Raw genomic sequence first — 20674 nt, 5'->3', positions numbered from 1 at the left:
TGACGGTCAGCCCGCCGCGCCGAAGCGTGCGCGCAGTTCCCGCTTGAGCACCTTGTGCGTGGGACCGAGCGGGAGCTCGGTGACGAACTCGACCCGGCGCGGGTACTTGTACCTGGCCACCTGCTGCTTGCCGAACTCGATCACCTCCGCGGCGGTGAGCTCGCCGTCGGGCACCACCACGGCCAGGATCTCCTCGCCGTAGTGCTCGTCGGGCACGCCGATCACCGCGACCTGCGCGATCCGCGGATGCCGCAGCAGCGCGCCCTCCACCTCGGTGGGATACACGTTGAATCCGCCGCGCAGGATCATCTCCTTGACCCGGTCGACGATGCGGATCCGGCCGGTCTCGTCGCGGGTGCCCAGGTCGCCGGTGCGGAACCAGCCGTCGATGACGGCCGCCGCGGTGGCTTCGGGCCTGCCGGTGTAACCGCTGAACACGTTGTGCCCGCGCACCACCACCTCGCCGGTCGCGCCGACGGGCAGCAGCTCGATGCGGTCGGGGATGTCGGGATCGGCGATCTCGACGTCGACTCCCCACACCGGATGCCCCACCGAGCCCGCCACCGCGCCGTAGGCAGGCTGGTTGACCGCCGCGGTCGGCGAGGTCTCCGACAAGCCGTAGCCCTCCAGGACCTGGGCGCCGAACGCGCGCTCGAAGTCTTCCAGCACGGTCGCGGGCAGGGCGGCGCCGCCGCTGATGCACAACTTCAGCGCGGGCAGCGCGGGCGCGTCGGCGGCCGCGGCGATCAGCGCGTGGTACATCGTCGGCACGCCGTGGAAGACGTTCACCCGTTCCGCCGTCATGAGCGAGATCGCGGTGGCGGCGTCGAATCTCGGCATCAGGACCAGGGTGGCGCCGATGCGCCAGTGCGAGTTCATCGACACCGTCTGCCCGAAGACGTGGAACAGCGGCAGCGCGCCGAGCGCGATGTCGTCGGGCCGGATCTCGTTGGCGTCGAAGGTGTTCACGGTCGCGCACATCACCATGTTCAGGTGGCTCAGCTCGGCGCCCTTGGGCGTGCCGGTGGTCCCGCTGGTGTAGAAGACGACGGCGGTGTCGAGGGGACCGCGGGAGACGAAGGCGGGGATCGCCTCGCCGGCCAGCGCGGCAGGCTCGACGCTGTCGATACCGGCGGCGCGGGCGGCCGCGGCCCCGGTGTCGGCCACCACGGGGTGGCAGATCAGCAGGGACGCGCCGCTGTCGCGCAGCACGTACTCCATTTCCGGCGCGGTCAACAGCAGGTGCACCGGCACGACCGTCGCGCCCGCGGCGAGGATCGCGAAGTAGGCCCGGGGGAAGTCGGCGGTGTTCGGGCAAAGCAGTGCCACCCGGTCACCGGGCCGGACACCACGGGCGATCAGCGCGCCCGCCTGTTCGCGGGCCTGGCGCCACAACTCGGCGAAGGTGATGCGGGTCTCGCCCTCGACCAGGGCGAGATGGTGCGGACGGCGGCGGGCGGGTTCGGCGAGGATGCTCGCCAGGGACAGCGTGGCGTTCATAGTGATTCCCTTCAGAGCCCCATGTTCTTGGCGATGATCATCTTCATGACCTCGCTGGTGCCGCCGTAGATGCGGTTGACCCGGTTGTCGGCGTACAGGCGGGCCACCGGATATTCGGTGATGTAGCCGTAGCCGCCGTGCAACTGCAGGCAGCGGTCGATCACCCGGGACGCGACCTCGGTGCAGAACAGCTTCGCCGAGGCGGCGTCGGCGGCGGTGAGGACACCGTTGTCGAGGGCGTCCAGGGCCCGGTCGACGACCGCCTCGGCGGCGTCGACCTCGGCCTGGCAGGCGGCCAGCTCGAACTTGGTGTTCTGGAAGTTCGCGACCGGCTGCCCGAAAACGGTGCGGCCCCTGGTGTATTCGAGGGCGAACCGGATCGCCGACTTGGCCTGGGCGTAGGCGCCGACCGCGATCGAGAGCCGTTCCTGGGGCAGGTTCTGGCCCAGGTAGTCGAAGCCGCGGTGCGCTTCGCCGAGCAGGTCGGTGACCGGGACGCGCACGTCGGTGAAGGACAGCTCGGCGGTGTCGGAGACCTTCAGCCCGAGCTTGTCGAGCTTGCGGCCGACGGCGTACCCGGGCGCGGCGGTGTCGACCACGAGCAGCGAGATGCCGTGGCGGCGATCGGTGTCCGAGGGCGGCGCGGTCCGCGCGCACACGATCACCCGGTCCGCGTGCACGCCGCCGGTGATGAAGGTCTTCGCGCCGTTGAGCACGTAGTGGGTGCCGTCCTCGGACAGCTGCGCGGTGGTGCGCATGCCCGCCAGGTCCGAGCCGGTGCCGGGTTCGGTCATGGCGATCGCGAACATCGTCTCCCCGGTGACGAAGCCGGGCAGCCAGCGCCGCTTCTGCTCCTCGGTCGCCAGCTTCTTCAGGTACGGCAGGCACAGGCCCACGTGCACACCCGAACCACCGAAGGACACACCGGCGCGGGCGGTTTCCTCCATCAGCACGGCCTGGAACTTGAACGAGTCGATCCCGGCGCCGCCGTACTCCTCGGGCACCTCGATGCCGAAGACACCCAGCTCGGCCAGGCTGCGATAGAACTCCCTCGGCACGATCCCCGCCTCGTACCACTGGTCGTACACCGGGACGACCTGGCTCTCGATGAAGGCACGCGCGGTCTTGCGGAACGCGTCGTGCTCGTCGGTGAAAACTGTGCGCTGCATGTGTTGTGCTCCGAAATCAGAGACGGCGTCCGCCGTCGACGTACAGGGTCTGGCCGGTGACGAAACCGGCCTGGTCGGAGGCCAGGAAGGCCACCACGTTCGCGATGTCGTCGGGGGTGCCGACCCGGCGCAGCGGCGTGATCGCGGCCGTCTTCGCCTGCAGCTCTTCGGCACTCACCCCGACGCGCGCCGCGGTGGCTGCCGTCATCTCGGTGGCGATGAAGCCGGGCGCCACCGCGTTGACGCGGATGCCGAACGGGCCGAGCTCCATGGCCAGCGTGCGGGTGAGTCCCTGGATGCCCGCCTTCGCGGCGGCGTAGTTGGCCTGGCCCCGGTTGCCCAGCGCCGACACGCTCGAGGTGTTGACGATCGCGCCGCCGCCGTGGTCGACCATGTGTTTCTGCGCGGCCCGGCTGCACAGGAACGCGCCGCGCAGGTGCACCGCCATGACGGTGTCCCAGTCGTCCACCGACATCTTGTACAGCAGGTTGTCGCGCAGCACGCCCGCGTTGTTCACGAGCACGTCGAGCGCGCCGAGATCGGTGACCGCGCGCGCGACCGCCGCGGCGACCGAATCCTCGTCGGCGACATCGCAACCGATGCCGACGGCGGTGCCGCCCGCCGCGGTGATCCGGCCCGCGGTGAGCACCGCGGCATCGGTGTCGCGATCGACGACGGCCACGGCACAGCCGTCGGCGGCCAACCGGGCGGCGGTGGCGGCGCCGATGCCGCGGGCGGCGCCGGTGACGAAGGCGGTTCTCCTGGTCATGCGGGTACTCCTGGGGTCAGACAAGGGCGTTCACGCCGGTGAGGGCGCGGCCGATGAGCAGTTTCTGGATCTGGGTGGTGCCCTCGTAGAGGGTCAGCACGCGCGCGTCGCGCAGATACTTGGCGACCGGGTACTCGTCGATGTAGCCGTAGCCGCCGAACACCTGGATCGCGTTGTTGGCGGCCTTCACCGCGGCCTCGGAGGCGAACAGCTTCGCCATCGAGGCCGCCGTGCCGAACGGTTCCCCGCGATCGACGAGATCGGCGGCGCGCCAGGCCAGCAGCCGGGCGGCCTCGGTGTCGACGGCGATGTCGGCGAGCAGTTCCTGCACCAGCTGGTAGCCCGCGATCGGCTTGCCGAACTGCTCGCGCTCCCCCGCGTACCGCACGGACGCCTCGAGGCAGGCGCGCGCCACCCCGACGCACCCCGCGGCCACGCCGATCCGACCCTTGTCCAGGGCCGCCATCGCGATCCGGAAGCCCTCGCCCTCCGCGCCGAGGCGCAGGGCGTCGGGGATTCGCACCTTGTCCAGGACCAGTTCGGCGGTGGCCTGGCCACGCAGCCCGAGCTTGCCCTTGATCTCGGTCCGGCCGAATCCCGGAGTCTCGGTGGGCACCAGGAACGCGGTGACCCCCCGCGGTCCGGGGCCGCCGGTCCTGGCGAAAACCAGCGCGACATCGGCCCAGGTCCCGTTGGTGATGAAGATCTTGGTGCCGTCGATGACCCAGTCCGAGCCGTCGCGCGTCGCGCGGGTGGTCAGGTTCGCGGCGTCGGAGCCGGTCCCCGGCTCGGTGAGCGCGAAGCAGCCCAGCTGCTCGCCCGCGCACAGGCCGGGCAGGAAGCGGTTCTTCTGTTCCACGCTGCCGTAGCGGGCGATCGACTTGCCGACGAGGCCGAGCGACACCGACACGACGCCGCGCACCGCGCTGTCACCGCGCCCGAGCTCCTCGAGCAGCACGCAGTAGGCGAGCATGTCGCCGCCGGAGCCGCCGTACTCCTCGTCGATCCCGATGCCGAGGAAGCCCAGCGCGCCGAGCTTGCCGACGATGGCCGGGTCGACCGATTCGTCGCGATCCCAGCCCGCGGCGAACGGGACGACTTCCTTGTCCACCCAGGTGCGGGCGAGCTCGCGCAGGTCGCGATGCGCTGGCGTGAGTTGGAGATCCACGGGACCACTCCTGAACCGAACGTTGTTAGGTTTACTCGGGCACCGTATCCTAACGCCGTTCGGTTAATCAAGAGCCGAATCGGAGATCGGTGATAGCGTTCGAACCCGCACCGACCCCACCGACCAGACAGGAGTGGCGCATGGCCAGGCCCCGCGTGCCGCTGTTGAGCCGCGAGCGCATTCGCGAGGCCGCGCTGACCCTGATCGACCGGGACGGCCTGGCCGAGGTCTCCATGCGCAAGCTGGCCGCCGAACTCGGCGTGCAAGCGGCCTCGCTCTACGGCCACTACCCCACCAAGGACGACCTGTTCGACGACATCGCCACCGGCATCATGAGCCACGTGGACACCTCGGCGTTCGACACCGCGCGCTGGGACATCGCCCTGGCGGACTGGGCGCGCAGCTACCGATCGGCGCTGGTCGCGCACCCGAACTTCGTCCCCTATCTGGCCGCGGGCCCCGGCCGGCGCGCGGAGAACCTGCGCGCCGCCGACGCCGTGCACGGCGGGCTGGTCGGCGCGGGCTGGCCGCCGCGCTACGCCACGATGATCGGCGCGGCGACGCGCTATCTGGTGATGGGCTCGACCGTCGGCTCGTTCGCGAGCGGTTTCGCCGACGACGTGCAGGTCTACCGCGACCGCTACCCGCACCTGAACCAGGCGCACCTGCTGCGCGCGGTCGCCGACGAGATCGACGACGACAGCTTCGAGCTGGCGCTGAGCGCGTTCATCGCCGGGCTGGGCGCCACCTACGCGACGGTCGTCGGCGCCGGCTGAGTCCGCGAACGACGACGGGACCGGTGGCGCCTACGCCTTCGCTCCCATGCGCCGCCGGTCCCGTCATCTGTCCCCCCGTCCGGGGGTGTCGCCTACATCGAGGCGATCAGGCGGTCGACGCGCTCGTCGACCGACCGGAACGGATCTTTGCACAACACGGTGCGCTGCGCTTGATCGTTCAACTTCAAATGCACCCAGTCGACCGTGAAATCGCGCCCGGCCTCCTGGGCGGCGGTGATGAAATCGCCGCGCAGCTTGGCCCTGGTGGTCTGCGGCGGGGTCTCCACCGCGGCGTCGACGGCCTCGTCCTCGGTGATCCGCTTGGCCAGGCCCTTGCGCTGCAGCAGGTCGAACACGCCGCGGCCGCGCTTGATGTCGTGGTAGGCCAGGTCGAGCTGGGCGATCTTCGGGTCCGACAGCTCCATGCTGTAGCGGTCCTGGTAGCGCTGGAACAGCTTGCGCTTGATCACCCAGTCGATCTCGGTGTCGACCTTGGCGAAGTCCTGCGCCTCGACCGCGTCGAGGGTGCGGCCCCACAGGTCCACCACCGCGTCCACCTGCGGATCGCGGTCGCGGTTGCGCAGGTGCTCCACCGCGCGGGCGTAGTACTCGCGCTGGATCTCGAGCGCGCTGGCCTGCCGCCCGCCCGCCAGCCGCACGGGACGGCGGCCGGTCAGATCGTGGCTCACCTCGCGGATCGCGCGGATCGGGTTGTCCAGGGCGAAGTCGCGGAAGGACACGCCCGCCTCGATCATCTCCAGCACCAGCGACGCCGTGCCCACCTTGAGCATGGTGGTCGGCTCGGCCATGTTGGAGTCACCGACGATCACGTGCAGGCGCCGGTACTTCTCGGCGTCGGCGTGCGGCTCGTCGCGGGTGTTGATGATCGGGCGCGAGCGGGTGGTCGCCGAGGAGACGCCCTCCCAGATGTGCTCGGCGCGCTGCGACAGGCAGAACGTGGCCGCCTTCGGTGTCTGCAGCACCTTGCCCGCGCCGCAGATGAGCTGGCGGGTGACCAGGAACGGCAGCAACACGTCGGAGATCCGGGAGAACTCGCCCGCGCGGACCACGAGGAAGTTCTCGTGGCAGCCGTAGGAGTTGCCCGCGGAGTCGGTGTTGTTCTTGAACAGGTAGATGTCGCCGCCGATGCCCTCCTCGGCGAGCCGCTGCTCGGCGTCTATCAGCAGGTCCTCGAGGACCCGTTCACCGGCCCGGTCGTGGGTGACCAGCTGCACCAGGCTGTCGCATTCGGCCGTCGCGTACTCGGGATGCGATCCGACGTCGAGGTACAACCTGGCACCGTTGCGAAGGAAGACATTAGAGCTACGGCCCCAGGACACCACCCGGCGGAACAGGTACCGGGCCACCTCGTCGGGGGACAGCCGACGGTGACCGTGGAAGGTGCATGTCACACCGAACTCGGTCTCGATCCCCATGATTCGTCGCTGCACACTATCGACACTACAGCCATGACCAGTGCCCGCGCGGCGCTCCGGACAACCCATTCGCATACGTGTTCACAACGATTCGGACAGCGAACGACCCGGTGACCTGCACGCGGAAGGGCCCGCGAACCGTGCTGGTTCGCGGGCCCGACCATGATCGTGACGGCGGTGTCTACTCCCCCGCGCCGTCCTCGGGTTCGGGCAGCGTCACCTCGGTGACCTGCTGGCCCGCGGATCCGGCCAGCGCCTGCTCGAGCGGGGCGCCCTGCAGCCTGCGGAACGCCCGGCGCGGGCGGGACTGCTCCAGGGTGGCGACCTCGAGCGAGGCGACACCGAGGGTGCGCTTGTCCTTGTCGGCCTCCGGCTGCCCGGCCTGCAGGGCCCCGATCGCCACCTTCAGCGCCTCGTCCAGGCTCAGGCCCGGCTTGTAGGCCGCCTTGAGCGCGGTCAGGATCGGCTCGGTGGTGCCACCCATGACGACGTACTCGCGTTCGTCGACGATGGACCCGTCGAAGGTGATCCGGTACAGCACCGCGGCCGGCGCCTGTTCCGGATACCCGACCTCGGCGACGCACAGCTCCACCTCGTAGGGCTTGAGCTGATCGGTGAAGATCGAGCCCAGGCTCTGCGCGTACAGATTCGCCAGCGAACGACCGGTGACATCGCGCCGGTCGTACTGGTAGCCCTTGAGGTCGGCCTGCAGGATGCCGCCCCGGCGCAGGGCCTCGAACTCGTTGTACTTGCCGACCGCGGCGAAACCGATGCGGTCGTAGAGTTCGCTGATCTTGTGCAGGGTCGCCGACGGGTTCTCCGCGACGAACAGCACACCCTTGTCGTACACCAGCACCACCACGCTGCGGCCACGGCCGATGCCCTTGCGGGCGAGCTCGGTCTTGTCCCGCATGATCTGCTCGGCGGACGCGTAATACGGCAGCGTCATGCGCTGGCACCCCCGTTCTGCGCGGCGCTCCGGTCGGCCGCGATGGCCGTGGCGACCGCACCGAGTCGTTCCTCGTCCACCTCGATCGCGCCCTCGGCGTCGATCAGCACCACCGTCGGGTAGATCCCGCGCAGCGGGTCGGGCCCACCGGTGGCGGTGTCGTCGTCGGCGGCGTCGACCAGCGATTCGACCGCGATCCGCAGGGCGAGATCCTGGTCGAGGCCGGGGCGGTAGGTCTTCTTGAGCGAGGACTTGGCGAACATCGAGCCCGACCCCACCGCGGTGTAGCCGAACCGTTCCTCACTGCGCGACCCGACGACGTCGAACGAGACGATCCGTCCGGCCTTGTCGGGGTCGGTGACCTGGTCGTCGTACCCGACGATCAGCGGCACCACCGCCAGTCCCTGCATCGCGGCGGGCAGGTTGTCCCTGACCATCTTCGACAGCTTGTTCGCCTTGCCGTCGAAGGTGAGCGGAACGCCCTCGATCTTCTCGTAGTACTCCAGTTCGACCGCGAACAACCGCACCATCTCCACGGCCAGCCCGGCCGTGCCCGCGATGCCCGCGGCGGAGAAGGTGTCGGTGATGTACACCTTCTCCATGTCGCGCGAGGCCACCAGGTTGCCCTGGGTGGCGCGGCGATCGCCCGCGATCAGCACACCGCCGCGGTAGCTGACCGCGACGATGGTGGTGCCGTGCGGCGCGAAGTCCGCGCCGGCGGTGAGATCGCCCGCGCCGAACCTGTTGGCGGGCAACAGGTCCGGCGCGTGCATACGGAGATGTTCGGTGAACGAGGACAGCGCCTGTCCGGCATGGAGGCGCAACGGGTCACCTGAGGTCACTGGCCGCCCTTCTGCACATAGGCCCGCACGAAGTCCTCGGCGTTCTCCTCGAGCACGTCATCGATCTCGTCGAGCAGGTCGTCGGTCTCCTCCGCGAGCTTCTCGCGGCGCTCCTGTCCCGCCGCGCCGTCGCCCTCGGGCCCCTCGTCCTCGTCGCCACCCCCGGCGCGCTTGGTCTGCTCTTGTGCCATGGCAGCCGACCTCCTCTTCCACTCAATGATCGTGCTCGTCCTTCAACCCTACCGAGCGGATCCGACAACATGGTCGATTAGCGATCGGATTGTCGCCCGGTCGTGCCGGTATCCGCGTCAGTGGGTGAGCTGGTCGACCAGCTCGGCCGCCGACTCCGCGGCGTCGAGCAGCTTGCCGACGTGGGCTTTCGTGCCCCGGCGCGGCTCGAGTGTGGGGATGCGCACCAGCGAGTCTCCGCCGAGGTCGAAGATCACCGAATCCCAACTGGCGGCGGCGATGTCGGCGCCGAACCGGCGCAGGCACTCGCCACGGAAGTACGCGCGGGTGTCGGTGGGCGGGTTGGTCATGGCGTCGAGCACGTCCTGCTCGCTGACCAGCCGCTTCATCGATCCCCGCGCCACCAGGCGGTTGTAGAGGCCCTTGTCCAGGCGCACGTCGGAGTACTGCAGGTCCATCAGGTGCAGCTTGGGCGCGGCCCAGCCGAGGCCCTCCCGGCTGCGCATGCCTTCGAGCAGGCGCAGTTTGGCGGGCCAGTCGAGCAGGTTGGCGCACTCCATCGGATCGCGCTCGAGCAGGTCGAGGACCATGGCCCAGTTGTCGACGATGTCGCGCACGCGCGGGTCGTCGTTGCCCTCGCGGTCGACGAACTTCGCGACCCGCTCGTGGTAGAGCCGTTGCAGCGCAAGGCCGGTCAGCTCCCGGCCGTCGGCCAGGGCGACGGTGGCGCGCAGCGACGGGTCGTGGCTGATCTGGTGCACGGCGGTGACGGGACGGGCCAGCTGGAACTCCGAGAGGTCCTCGCCCGCCTCGATCAGGTCGAGCACCAGCGCGGTGGTGCCGACCTTGAGGTAGGTCGACATCTCGGCCAGGTTGGCGTCGCCGATGATCACGTGCAGGCGCCGGTACTTGTCGGCGTCGGCGTGCGGCTCGTCGCGGGTGTTGATGATGCCGCGCTTGAGCGTGGTCTCGAGACCGACCTCGACCTCGATGTAATCGGCGCGCTGGGACAGCTGGAAGCCGGCGTGGTCACCGGACTGGCCGATGCCGACCCGACCGGAACCACAGATGACCTGGCGGGAGACGAAGAACGGGGTCAGGCCCGCGATGATGTGGCTGAACGGGGTGTCGCGGTTCATCAGGTAGTTCTCGTGGGTGCCGTAGGAGGCGCCCTTGCCGTCGACGTTGTTCTTGTACAGCTGCAGGCGCGGGGCGCCGGGCACGCTGGAGGCGTGCCGGGCGGCGGCCTCCATCACCCGCTCGCCCGCCTTGTCCCAGATGACGGCGTCGAGCGGGTCGACGACCTCGGGCGCGGAGTACTCCGGATGGGCGTGGTCGACGTAGAGCCGGGCGCCGTTGGTGAGGATCATGTTCGCCGCGCCGACCTCGTCGGCGTCGATGACCGGGGCGGGCCCGCTCATCCGGCTCAGATCGAAACCGCGCGCGTCACGCAGCGGGGATTCCACCTCGTAGTCCCAGCGGGTCCGCTTGGCCCGCGGCACCCCCTCGGCGGCCGCGTAGGCGAGCACGGCCTGGGTGGAGGTCAGGATCGGGTTGGCCGTCGGCTCCGTGGGGGTCGAGATGCCGTACTCGACCTCGATTCCGATGATGCGCTGCATGCCGTCGAGCCTAGGCGACGCGTCCGACCCGCACCCGCATCTCCGTCCAGTGGACCCCGGGTCCCCCTCCCGGCGGACCCGGGATGGTCCTCGCGGGCGATCCGGCCGCGCCCCCGCGGTCGCGATACTCGGTCCATGAGCGAATCCGTGCAGCAACTGGCCACCGGAACCGCCGCGCGAGGGGGCCGATTGATCGCGCTGGACGTCCTGCGCGGTATCGCCATCCTGGGCACGCTCGGCACGAACATCTGGATCTTCACCGATCCCGCCGGGTTGGTCGGCTACATCGAGCATCTGGGTGGGGCAGCCGAGAACGGCTGGGCGTGGACCGAGCGGGTCTTGCAGCAGCTGGCCCAGGGCAAGTTCCTCGGCTTGCTGACGGTGATGTTCGGCATCGGCCTGGCCATCCAGCAGTCCTCGGCCCGCCGTGGCGGCCGCGCCTGGCCGGGGAAGTACCCGTGGCGAGCGGGACTGCTGTTCCTGGACGGCGTGCTGAACTTCCTGCTCGTCGCCGAGTTCGACGTGCTGATGGGCTACGCGGTGACCGGCCTGGTGGTCGCCTACCTGCTGGCGACGAGCGAACGGGCCCAGCGGCGCTGGCTGATCGTGGCCACCTCGATCCACGTCACGATGCTCACCCTGATCGCGGCCGCGCTGGCCTTCGCGCCCGAGGGCGAGCGGGCCGCCTCGGCGCCGCTGGATCCGAATCCCTACGCCGACGGCTCGTTCTGGGATCTGGTGCTGTTCCGGCTCGACCATGTGGCGGCGTTCCGGCTCGAGGCGCTGCTGGTGTTCCCGATGTCGGTGGCGCTGTTCCTGCTCGGCGCGCGGCTCTACCACGCCGGGGTGTTCCGGCCCGAGGGCGCGCGAATCCGGCAGCGGCTCATGGTGATCGGTTTCGCCGTCGCCGCGCCGCTGGACTTCGCGGTCGGCGTCTTCGGCGGCGGTGGCCTGATCATGCTCACCCGCTACGGGACCGCGCCGTTCGTGGCGCTGGGCATCCTGGCCGCGGTCGCGGAGTTCTATCTGCGCCGACCGCGCGTCGGGTTCGCGGGCGCGCGGCTCGGCGAGGTCGGCCGAACCGCGCTCAGTTGCTACATCCTGCAGAACCTGATCGCCGGAATCCTGTGCTACGGCTGGGGCTTCGGGCTGGCGGCACGGACCTCCGAAGCCGCGCGTGTCCCGTTCACGATCGGGATCTACCTGCTGGTGGTCGCCCTGATCACGCTGTTCGCGCACCTGTGGCTGCGCCGCTTCCAGCGCGGGCCGGTGGAGTGGCTGTGGCACCGCACCTATCAGCTGGTGGCGGGCTGAGTCAGCGGAACCGCTCCGCGGGCGGCGGAGCGGCGTCCGGCGCGACGAGCAGGTCCGACACCAGCGAATCCCGTTGCAGCGGAACACCGAGACTGCGGGCGTTGCCTTCGAACAGCGACAGCACCGATTCGGTCAGGATGCCCTGGATCTGTTCGGTGGACAGCACCGGCTGCGCGTCGGCCCGCCAGCTGGCCACCACCCCGTCGACGAGGCCGACCATCCCGAAGGCCATCGGCCTGGCCCGGGCGGAATCGATACCGAAGCGGGCCAGACTCGCCGCGAACATGTCGGCCAGCTGTCCACCGACCTCGCGGCCCGCGCCACCGAGACTGGCGCCGCTGCCCTCGGGCGCGGCGTCACCGAGGAAGCGGTGCAGATTGGGATGCCGGTCGATCCAGCCGAGATAGGTACCGATGGCACCGCGCACCGCGTCCTTGAGGGTGCCGTCGGGGCGCAGCGCGGGCAGCAGCTCCGCGAGCAGCAGTTCCAGGATGCGCTGCCGGGCCAGCGCGTCGAGCTCGGCGCGGCCGCCGACGTGGCGGTACACCACCGGTCGCGGCAGGGCCAGGTGCTCGGCGATCAACTGCACCGAGATCTCGACGCCGTGTTCCTCGATCACCTCGACCGCCGCGTCGATCATCTCCGCACGGCGTTTGGCCTTGTGTCCCTGCCAACGGGTGGCGCGCCCGTCGCCGACGGGCTGCGGGTGCTGAGCGGATGGTGCGGTCACAGTGGTCACGATACGCGTGCCGCAGGTGCGCGAGACACATCGTCGCAGTTACCGGGCTCGGTATGCTCGTCGGCATGCGGTCTCCGGCGATGGTCACGGTCTACGCGGTTCTCGCGTACCTGCTGCCCGCCGTCGTGCTCGTCAGCACCCCCGGCGGGGAGACCGCGCATCTCGTCGCCGCGGGCGCGATCGCCGCGACCATGGCCTGCGCGCTGGTCGCGCTCACCGGCCACCGGCTGGTCCCCGTCCGGGTGGCCGCGGTGGGCCCACCGCGCTCGGCGCAGCGCCGTCTGCGCGGCGCCTTTCTGCCCCAGAGCAATCCGGACGCCGCGGGGCGGCCACGACCTCGAGCACCGGGAGACGACCACCTCTGACGGGCCGCGCGCCTGTCGGATCCGGTGATCCCCTTCCTCTCTCGTGCGTTCGCGCACGCCCTTCCGGACAGGTCGTTCCGTCATGCTCGATATCGTCTATTTCCCGGTGTCCGCCGCGCTCTGGTGCTGGCACCGGCTCTTCGCCCTCCCCCTCGGTCCCGCCGACGGGCTCGCGTGGCTGCTGGCCGTGGTCGCGCTCGTCGTCACCGTGCGGGCACTGCTGATCGGGCCCGCCCTGCGCCAGGCCCGCTCCCAGGCGCTGCTGCGCTCCCTGCAACCCGAGATCGACAAGATCCGCCGCCGCCATGCCGACGACCAGCGCGCGCAGGCCGAGCATCTCCGGGCCCTGCACCGCGAACACGGCGTCCGCCTGTTCGCCGGCCTGGTCCCGCTGTTCGCCCAGGCGCTGGTCTTCCTCGGCCTCTTCCACGTGCTGCGTTCGTTCGACCGCACCGGCGCGCACGCGGTCGGCCCGTTCACCTCGACCGACACGCCCCTGTCGGCGGAGGTGAATCGGGAGACTGCGAACTATCTGCTCGGCGTCCCCGAGGTGCACGCCTTCCTCGACGCCCGGAACTTCGGCGCACCGCTGTCGGCGACCATCACCGCCGCCGGCGACCACCTCGCGGTGGTGGCCGCGCTGGCCGTCCCGCTGGTGCTGCTCACCGCGCTGGCGACCCACCTCACCGCGCGGCTCACGCCCCCGGCCGCGGACGGCACCGCGGCGATCATGCGGCGGCTGTCGCTGTGGGTGTTCCCGGCGGGCGCGCTGGTCAGCGGCGCGATCCTGCCGATCGCGGTGCTGGTCTACTTCGCCACCAACGCGGCATGGACCTGCGGCCAGCAGTACCTGATCCGCCGCAAGCTCGACGGCGAGGCCGCCCTCGCCGCGGCCGCGGCCGCCGCACGGGCGAGCGCGTCGGCGCCGCGTCCGGGGGCGAAGCCACGGCGGCGGTGAGGGGCGCCGCCCGGGTTACCCTCGGGCGGTGACCGCGAATCCCGAGTCGGAACTGCTCGCCGTCTACGATGCCGCGGGCCGGGTCGTCGGCGCGGCCGAGCGCGGCCTCGTCTACCGCGACGGACTCTGGCACGCCAGCGCCGGGGTGCTGGTGCGCTCGGGCGATGGCGCCCGGATCTACGTGCACCGGCGTACCGACAGCAAACTCGTCTTCGCGGGGATGCACGACTGCCTGGCCGGCGGCGTGGTCGACGCGGGCGAGGACCCCGCCGAGACCGCGGTGCGGGAACTGCGCGAGGAGCTCGGCATCGACGGTGTGGCACCGGTTCTGCGCGCCACCGTGTCCTGGGACGGGGTCTGGGCCGGAAAACCGTTGCGCTGCCACCTGTTCGGTTACGAGGTCCGCTACGACGGGCCGATCCGGCACCAGCCGTCCGAGATCGCGGACGGCTGGTGGTGGCGCGATGACGAACTGCGGGCCCACCTGCGCGATCCGGCCTGGCCGTTCGTCCCCGACACCCGCGTCCTCCTCGACGGCCTGCTCGACGGCCGCGGCTGACTCAGTAGACGATCACCTGCCAGGTCTGCATGCTGAACGGCAGGTCACAGGCTGTTTCGGAGTGGAATCCACCGAAGGCGGGCTGACCGTACCGCTCGTAGCTGCTGAACCAGTTCCACCAGGCCCAGCAGGTGACCCGCACCTGGTGCCAGACCGGATCGCCGCACTGGGAGAACGCGCCGGTGCCCGCGATGGGATTCACCGAGCAGTGCCCCGGCGGCTGGGCCTGGGCGGGTGCGGCGAGCAGGGTCGAGGCACCGATGAGTCCGGCGGCGGTCACGCCGACGGCGAGCTTGCGAAGCGATTTCATGTCAACCTCCCATGTCCCGATGATGTGATCTACATCATGGGAATCGCTTCGCCCGTTACGGCCGTGCCCGAATAGTTACCGGCGAGCTATCGCGGATCAGCCCAGTTCGCGCAGGGATTCGTCGTCGCGGGCCACGACCGCGCCACCGTCGGCGGTGAGCACGATGGGCCGCTGGATCAGCTGGGGATGCTCGGCGAGCGCGGCCAGCCACCGGTCCTCATCGGCGTCGGTGCGCCCCCAGCCCGGGATCCCGAGTTCCTTGGCGATCGCCTCACCGGTGCGGGTGATGTCCCACGGTCGCGCGTCGAGCCGGGCCAGCACGGCGCGCAGTTCGGCGACCGTGGGCGGGTCGTCGAGGTAGCGGCGCACGGTGTAGGCGACCCCGGCGGCGTCCAGGTGCGCGGTGGCGTTGCGACTCTTCGAGCATCGCGGGTTGTGCCAGATCTCGGTCGGTTCGGAAGTCATCGTCCCAGCGTAATGGGTTCGCGATCGGCGGCAGTGGCGCCCGCGCGGCGACGGGCTGATACTGGAGACATGACCTCCACTTCGGAAAACCCTTACGGCACACCGACAACCACCGGCCCCGAACCGCTGCGGCCCTATCAGCACAGGGTCAACAGCGTCGTGCGCGGACTGCTGAAAGTGCCGGTGCTGTCCGGCATCGTCGGCAAGCGGCTCGCGACGCTGCACGTCACCGGACGCAAGTCCGGCAAGGTCTACGACGTTCCCGTGGCCTACACGAAGCACCAGGGCACGCTGCTCGTCGGCACGGCGCTGCGGCCCTGGGTCAAGAATCTGACCGGCGGCGCCGAGGTGACCCTCACCCGCGGCGGCGCGCCCGAGACCTTCCGCGCCACCGTGCATTCCGACGAACAGGCCGTCCTCGAGCTCTACGCCGTCATCGCGCGGGACAACAAGCAGAACGCCAAGTTCAACGGCATCGGCTACACCCCCGACGGCGAGCCCGCCAAGGCCGACATCTACCAGACCTGGCAGCAGGGCGGCGTCGTGGTGCAGCTGACCCCGCGCTGAATCCCCACCGCCACAACCACCTCCGGCCGCGGGAGTGCCGGGGTCTGGCTCCCGGCGCCCGCGACTGGCAGGATGCGCGATACATCGTCCGGCAGCACCCCATCTCGAGGAGACACCGTCCAGGTGAGCAGTCACACGCAGGACCGATCCATCGTCGCCACCGCCCGCCGCGCGGCCTTCGGCCTCACCGCCGCCGTGGCCGCCGTGGTGGCGCTCGCGCCCACCGCGCCCGCCGCGCCCGTCCATCAGACAGTGCCCGGCTGCGCCCCGGCGCTCGCGGGCGCCCCCAACGGCAAGCAGTGGCCCGTCGAGCCCGCCCTCACGATCGACCAGGCCGCCACGCACACCGCGACGCTGGAGACCACCTGCGGCACCATCTCGATCGCGCTCGACGCCGCCGCAGCGCCGCGCACGGTCAACTCGTTCGCCTTCCTCGCCGGTGAGGGCTACTTCGACCACACCCGCTGTCATCGCCTCACCACCGACGGCATCTACGTGCTGCAGTGCGGCGATCCCACCGGCACCGGCACCGGCGGCCCCGGCTACCGCTTCGGCGACGAGAATCTCGCCGGCGCGGTCTACCCGGCGGGCACCGTCGCGATGGCCAACGCGGGCCCCGGCACCAACGGCAGCCAGTTCTTCCTGGTCCACCACGACACCCCGCTGCCGCCGAACTACACCCCGTTCGGCCGGGTGACCGCCGGGCTGGACGTGCTCACCACCGTCGCCGGCGCGGGTGTCGTCGGCGGCGGCCCCGACGGCAAGCCGGTCGCCGACGTCGTCCTCAACGCCGTGACGGTCGCCCAGGGCTGACCCCCGACGAGCGAGGGCCGCGTCTCCCGGGTGGGAGACGCGGCCCTCGCCGTGCGGGTGGGTGGATCAGCCCGCGCTGATCGAGCTGAACAGATTCTGGATCGTCTGCAGGATCACTTCGGTCAAGAACTCAGCAGCTGAACCGGCCATGGGGCACACTCCTCGGTTACGCGTCCTCATCAGGTGTGACGAACAAGTGAAGCATGCCCTATTCACTCTTTGTCGCGCGGCGTTTTCGCGAAAAACCCGCACCGAACCCCGCGACGCGCGGAGGCCGCGTCCCCAGGGAACGCGGCCTCCGCCCGGACGTGGACCTACAGGTACTGACCGGTGTTGGACTCGGTGTCGATCGCGCGGCTGGCCGAGGCGTTCTTGCCTGTGACCAGGGTGCGGATGTAGACGATCCGCTCGCCCTTCTTGCCCGAGATCCGTGCCCAGTCATCGGGGTTGGTGGTGTTGGGCAGGTCCTCGTTCTCGGCGAACTCGTCGACGATCGAGTCGAACAGATGCTGTATCCGCAGACCCGGGTTGCCGGTGTCGAGCACGGACTTGATCGCGTACTTCTTCGCCCGGTCCACGATGTTCTGGATCATCGCGCCGGAGTTGAAGTCCTTGAAGTACAGGACCTCCTTGTCACCGTTGGCGTAGGTGACCTCCAGGAACCGGTTGTCGTCGCTCTCGGCGTACATCCGCTCGACGACCTTCTCGATCATCGCCTCCACGCACGCGGCCTTGTCGCCGTCGAACTCGCGCAGATCGCTCTCGTGCAGCGGCAGCGTCTCGGTGAGGTACTTGGAGAAGATGTCCTGCGCCGACTCCGCGTCCGGCCGCTCGATCTTGATCTTCACGTCCAGGCGGCCGGGCCGCAGGATCGCGGGGTCGATCATGTCCTCGCGGTTGGAGGCGCCGATCACGATGACGTTCTCGAGGCCCTCCACGCCGTCGATCTCCGAAAGCAGCTGCGGCACAACGGTGGTCTCCACGTCGGAGGAGACACCCGACCCACGGGTGCGGAAGATCGAGTCCATCTCGTCGAAGAACACGATCACCGGGGTGCCCTCGGAGGCCTTCTCGCGCGCCCGCTGGAAGATGATCCGGATGTGGCGCTCGGTCTCGCCGACGAACTTGTTGAGCAGCTCGGGGCCCTTGATGTTGAGGAAGAAGGACTTGGCCTCCTTGGCGTCCTCACCACGGGCTTCGGCGATCTTCTTGGCCAGCGAGTTGGCGACGGCCTTGGCGATCAGCGTCTTACCGCAGCCGGGCGGACCGTAGAGCAGCACGCCCTTGGGCGGGCGCAGCGCGTACTCGCGGAACAGATCCTTGTGCAGGAAGGGCAGTTCCACCGCGTCGCGGATCTGCTCGATCTGCCTGCCGAGACCACCGATGTCGGTGTAGTCGACGTCGGGAACCTCTTCCAGGACAAGGTCTTCGACCTCGGCCTTGGGGATGCGTTCGAAGGCGAAGCCGGCCTTGGTGTCGACCAGCAGCGAATCACCGGGGCGCAGACGGCGAATCGGGGCGTCCGGGTCGTCGAGGTCGTCGAACTCGGCCAGCTTGCTCAGCGGGCCGGACAGCCACACCACGCGCTCCTCGTCGGCGTGGCCGACCACCAGGGCGCGACGGTTGTCGTCGAGAATCTCGCGCAGCGTGCCGATTTCACCGATGGCGTCGAAGGTGCCCGCCTCGACGACGGTGAGCGCCTCGTTGAGGCGAACGGTCTGGCCGTACTCGAGGGTGGCGACGTCGATGTTGGGCGAGCAGGTGAGGCGCATCTTGCGACCGGAGGTGAAGACGTCGACCGTCTGGTCCTCGTAGGCATGGATGACGATGCCGTAACCGCTGGGCGGCTGCCCGAGCCGATCGACTTCCTCCCGCAGTGCGATCAGCTGCTGACGCGCTTCCTTGAGCGTGTCCATCAGCTTGCCGTTGCGGATGGTGAGCGAATCGATCCGTGCTTCCAATTCGCGTGTGCGATCCGGCGAGTCGGCGAGTTGCCTGCGGAGAGCAGCCGCCTCGGCGCGTACCGCCTCGAGCTCTCGCCAGGCCGCCGAATCCGAATTCTCGTTGGGGCTCATGATGCTGCTCCTCCCAGTCCCGGTCTTTCAACGCTACCGGGCGCGGTCCGTTCTCGCTTTCCGACATGGTTTCGTCGTGATCACATCTTGTACGGTCGGTACGACATCCAGCGACGAATATTCTCCTGTTAGGCTCCCCTAACACCCCGACCGGGGCACTCGCCGTCGAACCGAAAGGTTGCTGAGCATGCTCCTTCCTCCCCGCACGATCCGTGTCACCGTCGCTACCGCCGCAGCGGCGCTCGCCGTTACCGTCGGACTGACCGGTTGCGGCGGCTCCGACGATTCCTCGACGAACGCCACCAGCAGCAGTACCAGTATCTCGGCCGCTCCGTCCAGCATTTCGGCAACTCCGGCTCCGTCCGGTGACAACGCGGGCGCCCCCACTGCCGATTCCCTGAAGGCGACGCTGGTGCAGTTCGCCGATCCGGCGCTGTCGACCGACGAGAAGTCGAAGCTGATCGTCAACGGCGAGGCACGCAAGGCCAACATCGATCAGATGAACGGCATGCTCGCCGGCTACACCCTGTCCTTCGCCGTCGCCAACGTGGTGCCCAGCGGCAACAGCGCCACCGCCGACGTGACCATCACCTCGCCGCACGGCACCGCGCCCGCCTTCCCGGTCACCTGGGAGAACGTCGACGGCACCTGGAAGCTGTCCGACGCGAGCGGCTGCCTGCTGCTCGGCTTCGCGCAGGCGCCCTGCACCCCCGCCTGAGGGCCGGGCACCGGCGCGCCTGAGTAGTTCCCCGCGCCGGACGCGTAGATCCGCGGTGGGCGCGCTGGGCGGGGTCTGCGATGGTCTCCGGTATGAGTGTCGTTCCCGGGGTCGCGGTCGTCGCGGCGAACACCCCCGCCGATCGCGACCGGGTGCTGGATCTGCTGCGGCTGTCCTCGCTGCTGGTCGTCGTGGTCGGCCACTGCCTGATGCTGACGGTCACGGTGCGCGACGGGCAGGCGCAGTTCGGCAACGTCCTCGCCGAGCTGCCCGTCCTGCAGCCGCTGACCTGGCTGTTGCAGGTGCTGCCGCTGTTCTTCTTCGCGGGCGCCGCCGCGGGCGCGCGTGGGCTCGGCCCCGGGACGGCCTGGGGCCCTTGGCTGTTCCGGCGCACTCAGCGACTGGTCCGGCCGCTGGTGTACTTCCTCGCCGCGTCCACGATTCTGGTGCTGATCGCCGGCCGGGTGCTGGGACCGGGCTGGGATCGTCCGCTCGCGGTGACGAGTGTGCAGTTGCTGTGGTTCCTGGGCACATATCTGGTGGTCCTGGCCTGTGTGCCGGCGCTCGCGGCCGTCGTCACCGACGGTCGCCGGTTGTTCGCCACCGTCGCTGTTCTCGTCGGGCTGACGGCGATCGTGGACGGGGTGCGCCTCAACGGCGGCCCGGCCGCGCTCGGGTACCTGAATCTGCTCGCCTGGCTGATCCCGGCCGTGCTCGGCATCGGCTACCTGCGCGGGCTGCTCCCGCGCCGCGTCGCGGCGGCGGTGGCCGTCGCCACGCTGGTCGTGGACGTGCTGCTGGTGGCGCTCGGCCCCTACGAGACGAGCATGGTGACCGTGCCGGGCCAGCGGCTGTCGAATCTGGCGCCGCCGTCGCTGCTGCTGGCCGGGCACGCGGTGGTGCTGTGCTGTGCGGCCGTGGCCGTCGTGCCCTGGCTGCGCCGGCTCGCCCAGCGGCCGCGCGTGTGGTGGGTGACGGTGATCGGCAACACCGGCGCCATGACGCTGTATCTGTGGCACATGCCCGCCCTGCTCACCGTGATCGTGCTCGGGCACCTGGCCGGCGTCGAGCGGTCCGGCCCGGACCACCCCGGATTCTGGGCGCAGACCGCGGTGCAGCTCGGTGCCACGCTCACCCTGACCTGCGTGCTGTTCCTGGCGCTGCGCGGACGCGAGAACGCGCCGCTGCGCTGGTGGGACGGAGCGGTCGCGCCGGTCCGCGGGGCGCGCTCGGCCCTGACCGTGGGCGCTGTCGCGGTGGCCGGGTCGGCGATCCTGCAGGCGACCCGATTCGGCCTGACCGCGGACGGATGGCGCTGGTTCGCCGTGGCCGCGACGGCGCTGGTGGCGGCGCGGCTGCTGACCCGCCCGTGAG

The 20674-nt window shown here is 70.1% G+C and carries 22 protein-coding genes; 9 read left to right on the top strand and 13 right to left on the bottom strand.

Annotated elements, in window-relative coordinates; all coding sequences use genetic code 11:
- Nucleotides 1–6 precede the first annotated feature (6 nt).
- The 4 genes from AB0H56_RS19935 to AB0H56_RS19920 are packed head-to-tail and all read right to left on the bottom strand — an operon-like array spanning nucleotide 7 to nucleotide 4606.
- Nucleotides 7–1500: a long-chain fatty acid--CoA ligase gene (locus AB0H56_RS19935; RefSeq protein ID WP_357165119.1), complete on the bottom strand. Its 1494-nt coding sequence runs from the start codon at nucleotides 1498–1500 to the stop codon at nucleotides 7–9.
- Between the two features lie 11 nt (nucleotides 1501–1511).
- Complete coding sequence (locus tag AB0H56_RS19930; RefSeq protein ID WP_357165116.1) at nucleotides 1512–2669, bottom strand: acyl-CoA dehydrogenase family protein; 1158 nt, start codon at nucleotides 2667–2669, stop codon at nucleotides 1512–1514.
- Nucleotides 2670–2685: 16 nt separating this feature from the next.
- Entirely contained in the window at nucleotides 2686–3438 is a 753-nt protein-coding gene (gene fabG / locus AB0H56_RS19925) for a 3-oxoacyl-ACP reductase FabG (protein ID WP_357165113.1), read from the bottom strand.
- Nucleotides 3439–3454: 16 nt separating this feature from the next.
- Nucleotides 3455–4606, bottom strand: coding sequence for an acyl-CoA dehydrogenase family protein (locus AB0H56_RS19920; RefSeq protein ID WP_357165110.1), 1152 nt, complete (start codon nucleotides 4604–4606; stop codon nucleotides 3455–3457).
- 140 nt (nucleotides 4607–4746) lie between these two features.
- Between AB0H56_RS19920 and AB0H56_RS19915 the strand changes: the two genes are divergently transcribed.
- Nucleotides 4747–5382 (top strand): TetR family transcriptional regulator, encoded by a 636-nt coding sequence (locus AB0H56_RS19915; RefSeq protein WP_357165107.1) that lies wholly within the window; start codon nucleotides 4747–4749, stop codon nucleotides 5380–5382.
- 92 nt (nucleotides 5383–5474) lie between these two features.
- Here the strand turns inward: AB0H56_RS19915 and pafA are convergent, their stop codons facing one another.
- The 5 genes from pafA to dop form a co-directional block, all read right to left on the bottom strand.
- Nucleotides 5475–6833, bottom strand: a complete 1359-nt coding sequence (gene pafA, locus AB0H56_RS19910; RefSeq protein ID WP_186817494.1) for a Pup--protein ligase — start codon at nucleotides 6831–6833, stop codon at nucleotides 5475–5477.
- Between the two features lie 166 nt (nucleotides 6834–6999).
- Nucleotides 7000–7767 (bottom strand): proteasome subunit alpha, encoded by a 768-nt coding sequence (gene prcA / locus AB0H56_RS19905; protein WP_357165103.1) that lies wholly within the window; start codon nucleotides 7765–7767, stop codon nucleotides 7000–7002.
- Nucleotides 7764–8609, bottom strand: a complete 846-nt coding sequence (gene prcB / locus AB0H56_RS19900; RefSeq protein ID WP_357165100.1) for a proteasome subunit beta — start codon at nucleotides 8607–8609, stop codon at nucleotides 7764–7766. The genes prcA and prcB overlap by 4 nt, the downstream gene beginning before the upstream one ends.
- Nucleotides 8606–8800 (bottom strand): ubiquitin-like protein Pup, encoded by a 195-nt coding sequence (locus AB0H56_RS19895; RefSeq protein ID WP_067492090.1) that lies wholly within the window; start codon nucleotides 8798–8800, stop codon nucleotides 8606–8608. Before AB0H56_RS19895 ends, prcB begins: the two co-directional genes overlap by 4 nt.
- A gap of 117 nt (nucleotides 8801–8917) precedes the next feature.
- A complete protein-coding gene (gene dop / locus AB0H56_RS19890; RefSeq protein WP_110041276.1) occupies nucleotides 8918–10417 on the bottom strand; it encodes a depupylase/deamidase Dop in 1500 nt (499 codons plus the stop codon).
- 135 nt (nucleotides 10418–10552) lie between these two features.
- On the opposite strand from dop, the gene AB0H56_RS19885 reads away from it, so the two are divergent.
- Nucleotides 10553–11731 (top strand): DUF418 domain-containing protein, encoded by a 1179-nt coding sequence (locus AB0H56_RS19885; RefSeq protein ID WP_357165096.1) that lies wholly within the window; start codon nucleotides 10553–10555, stop codon nucleotides 11729–11731.
- 1 nt (nucleotide 11732) lies between these two features.
- Here the strand turns inward: AB0H56_RS19885 and AB0H56_RS19880 are convergent, their stop codons facing one another.
- A complete protein-coding gene (locus AB0H56_RS19880; RefSeq protein WP_357165093.1) occupies nucleotides 11733–12461 on the bottom strand; it encodes a TetR/AcrR family transcriptional regulator in 729 nt (242 codons plus the stop codon).
- Between the two features lie 74 nt (nucleotides 12462–12535).
- Here AB0H56_RS19880 and AB0H56_RS19875 point away from each other — a divergent pair, with 74 nt between their 5' ends.
- The 3 genes from AB0H56_RS19875 to AB0H56_RS19865 all read left to right on the top strand — a co-directional run bounded on the left by AB0H56_RS19875 (nucleotide 12536) and on the right by AB0H56_RS19865 (nucleotide 14352).
- Complete coding sequence (locus AB0H56_RS19875; RefSeq protein WP_357165091.1) at nucleotides 12536–12835, top strand: DUF6412 domain-containing protein; 300 nt, start codon at nucleotides 12536–12538, stop codon at nucleotides 12833–12835.
- An 82-nt stretch (nucleotides 12836–12917) separates the two neighbouring features.
- Nucleotides 12918–13793 (top strand): membrane protein insertase YidC, encoded by an 876-nt coding sequence (gene yidC / locus AB0H56_RS19870; protein WP_357165088.1) that lies wholly within the window; start codon nucleotides 12918–12920, stop codon nucleotides 13791–13793.
- Nucleotides 13794–13821: 28 nt separating this feature from the next.
- The gene (locus AB0H56_RS19865; protein ID WP_357165085.1) at nucleotides 13822–14352 is read left to right on the top strand and encodes an NUDIX domain-containing protein; all 531 of its coding nucleotides are present in this window, start codon (nucleotides 13822–13824) and stop codon (nucleotides 14350–14352) included.
- 1 nt (nucleotide 14353) lies between these two features.
- On the opposite strand, the gene AB0H56_RS19860 is transcribed toward AB0H56_RS19865, so the two are convergent.
- A complete protein-coding gene (locus tag AB0H56_RS19860) occupies nucleotides 14354–14662 on the bottom strand; it encodes a hypothetical protein (protein ID WP_110041270.1) in 309 nt (102 codons plus the stop codon).
- 96 nt (nucleotides 14663–14758) lie between these two features.
- Entirely contained in the window at nucleotides 14759–15127 is a 369-nt protein-coding gene (locus AB0H56_RS19855; RefSeq protein WP_357165082.1) for an arsenate reductase family protein, read from the bottom strand.
- A gap of 69 nt (nucleotides 15128–15196) precedes the next feature.
- Between AB0H56_RS19855 and AB0H56_RS19850 the strand changes: the two genes are divergently transcribed.
- Both AB0H56_RS19850 and AB0H56_RS19845 read left to right on the top strand, forming a co-directional pair.
- Nucleotides 15197–15694: a hypothetical protein gene (locus AB0H56_RS19850; RefSeq protein WP_357165079.1), complete on the top strand. Its 498-nt coding sequence runs from the start codon at nucleotides 15197–15199 to the stop codon at nucleotides 15692–15694.
- 123 nt (nucleotides 15695–15817) lie between these two features.
- Nucleotides 15818–16507, top strand: coding sequence for a peptidylprolyl isomerase (locus tag AB0H56_RS19845; RefSeq protein ID WP_357165076.1), 690 nt, complete (start codon nucleotides 15818–15820; stop codon nucleotides 16505–16507).
- Between the two features lie 314 nt (nucleotides 16508–16821).
- Here the strand turns inward: AB0H56_RS19845 and arc are convergent, their stop codons facing one another.
- A complete protein-coding gene (arc, locus tag AB0H56_RS19840; protein ID WP_280346864.1) occupies nucleotides 16822–18582 on the bottom strand; it encodes a proteasome ATPase in 1761 nt (586 codons plus the stop codon).
- Nucleotides 18583–18769: 187 nt separating this feature from the next.
- Here arc and AB0H56_RS19835 point away from each other — a divergent pair, with 187 nt between their 5' ends.
- Together AB0H56_RS19835 and AB0H56_RS19830 are read left to right on the top strand one after the other, a co-directional pair.
- Complete coding sequence (locus AB0H56_RS19835) at nucleotides 18770–19300, top strand: hypothetical protein (RefSeq protein WP_280216560.1); 531 nt, start codon at nucleotides 18770–18772, stop codon at nucleotides 19298–19300.
- 92 nt (nucleotides 19301–19392) lie between these two features.
- The gene (locus tag AB0H56_RS19830; RefSeq protein WP_357165072.1) at nucleotides 19393–20673 is read left to right on the top strand and encodes an acyltransferase family protein; all 1281 of its coding nucleotides are present in this window, start codon (nucleotides 19393–19395) and stop codon (nucleotides 20671–20673) included.
- The last annotated feature ends 1 nt before the right edge of the window (nucleotide 20674 follow it).

Origin of the sequence: Nocardia sp. NPDC050717, assembly GCF_040654275.1 — a bacterium.
Lineage (GTDB): Bacteria > Actinomycetota > Actinomycetes > Mycobacteriales > Mycobacteriaceae > Nocardia.
The sequence above is the reverse complement of the archived record's forward strand: the minus strand, read 5'-3'. Positions and strand labels throughout refer to the sequence as shown.

What these genes read in the sequence shown, in the direction of transcription:
- dop (WP_110041276.1), bottom strand. Translation starts at nt 10,417, where the DNA reads ATGCAGCGCATCATCGGAATCGAGGTCGAGTACGGCATCTCGACCCCC.
- AB0H56_RS19875 (WP_357165091.1), top strand. Translation starts at nt 12,536, where the DNA reads ATGCGGTCTCCGGCGATGGTCACGGTCTACGCGGTTCTCGCGTACCTG.
- AB0H56_RS19830 (WP_357165072.1), top strand. Translation starts at nt 19,393, where the DNA reads ATGAGTGTCGTTCCCGGGGTCGCGGTCGTCGCGGCGAACACCCCCGCC.
- fabG (WP_357165113.1), bottom strand. Translation starts at nt 3,438, where the DNA reads ATGACCAGGAGAACCGCCTTCGTCACCGGCGCCGCCCGCGGCATCGGC.
- AB0H56_RS19860 (WP_110041270.1), bottom strand. Translation starts at nt 14,662, where the DNA reads ATGAAATCGCTTCGCAAGCTCGCCGTCGGCGTGACCGCCGCCGGACTC.
- AB0H56_RS19930 (WP_357165116.1), bottom strand. Translation starts at nt 2,669, where the DNA reads ATGCAGCGCACAGTTTTCACCGACGAGCACGACGCGTTCCGCAAGACC.
- AB0H56_RS19850 (WP_357165079.1), top strand. Translation starts at nt 15,197, where the DNA reads ATGACCTCCACTTCGGAAAACCCTTACGGCACACCGACAACCACCGGC.
- prcA (WP_357165103.1), bottom strand. Translation starts at nt 7,767, where the DNA reads ATGACGCTGCCGTATTACGCGTCCGCCGAGCAGATCATGCGGGACAAG.
- AB0H56_RS19885 (WP_357165096.1), top strand. Translation starts at nt 10,553, where the DNA reads ATGAGCGAATCCGTGCAGCAACTGGCCACCGGAACCGCCGCGCGAGGG.
- AB0H56_RS19935 (WP_357165119.1), bottom strand. Translation starts at nt 1,500, where the DNA reads ATGAACGCCACGCTGTCCCTGGCGAGCATCCTCGCCGAACCCGCCCGC.
- AB0H56_RS19915 (WP_357165107.1), top strand. Translation starts at nt 4,747, where the DNA reads ATGGCCAGGCCCCGCGTGCCGCTGTTGAGCCGCGAGCGCATTCGCGAG.
- AB0H56_RS19895 (WP_067492090.1), bottom strand. Translation starts at nt 8,800, where the DNA reads ATGGCACAAGAGCAGACCAAGCGCGCCGGGGGTGGCGACGAGGACGAG.
- AB0H56_RS19835 (WP_280216560.1), top strand. Translation starts at nt 18,770, where the DNA reads ATGCTCCTTCCTCCCCGCACGATCCGTGTCACCGTCGCTACCGCCGCA.
- arc (WP_280346864.1), bottom strand. Translation starts at nt 18,582, where the DNA reads ATGAGCCCCAACGAGAATTCGGATTCGGCGGCCTGGCGAGAGCTCGAG.
- AB0H56_RS19855 (WP_357165082.1), bottom strand. Translation starts at nt 15,127, where the DNA reads ATGACTTCCGAACCGACCGAGATCTGGCACAACCCGCGATGCTCGAAG.
- yidC (WP_357165088.1), top strand. Translation starts at nt 12,918, where the DNA reads ATGCTCGATATCGTCTATTTCCCGGTGTCCGCCGCGCTCTGGTGCTGG.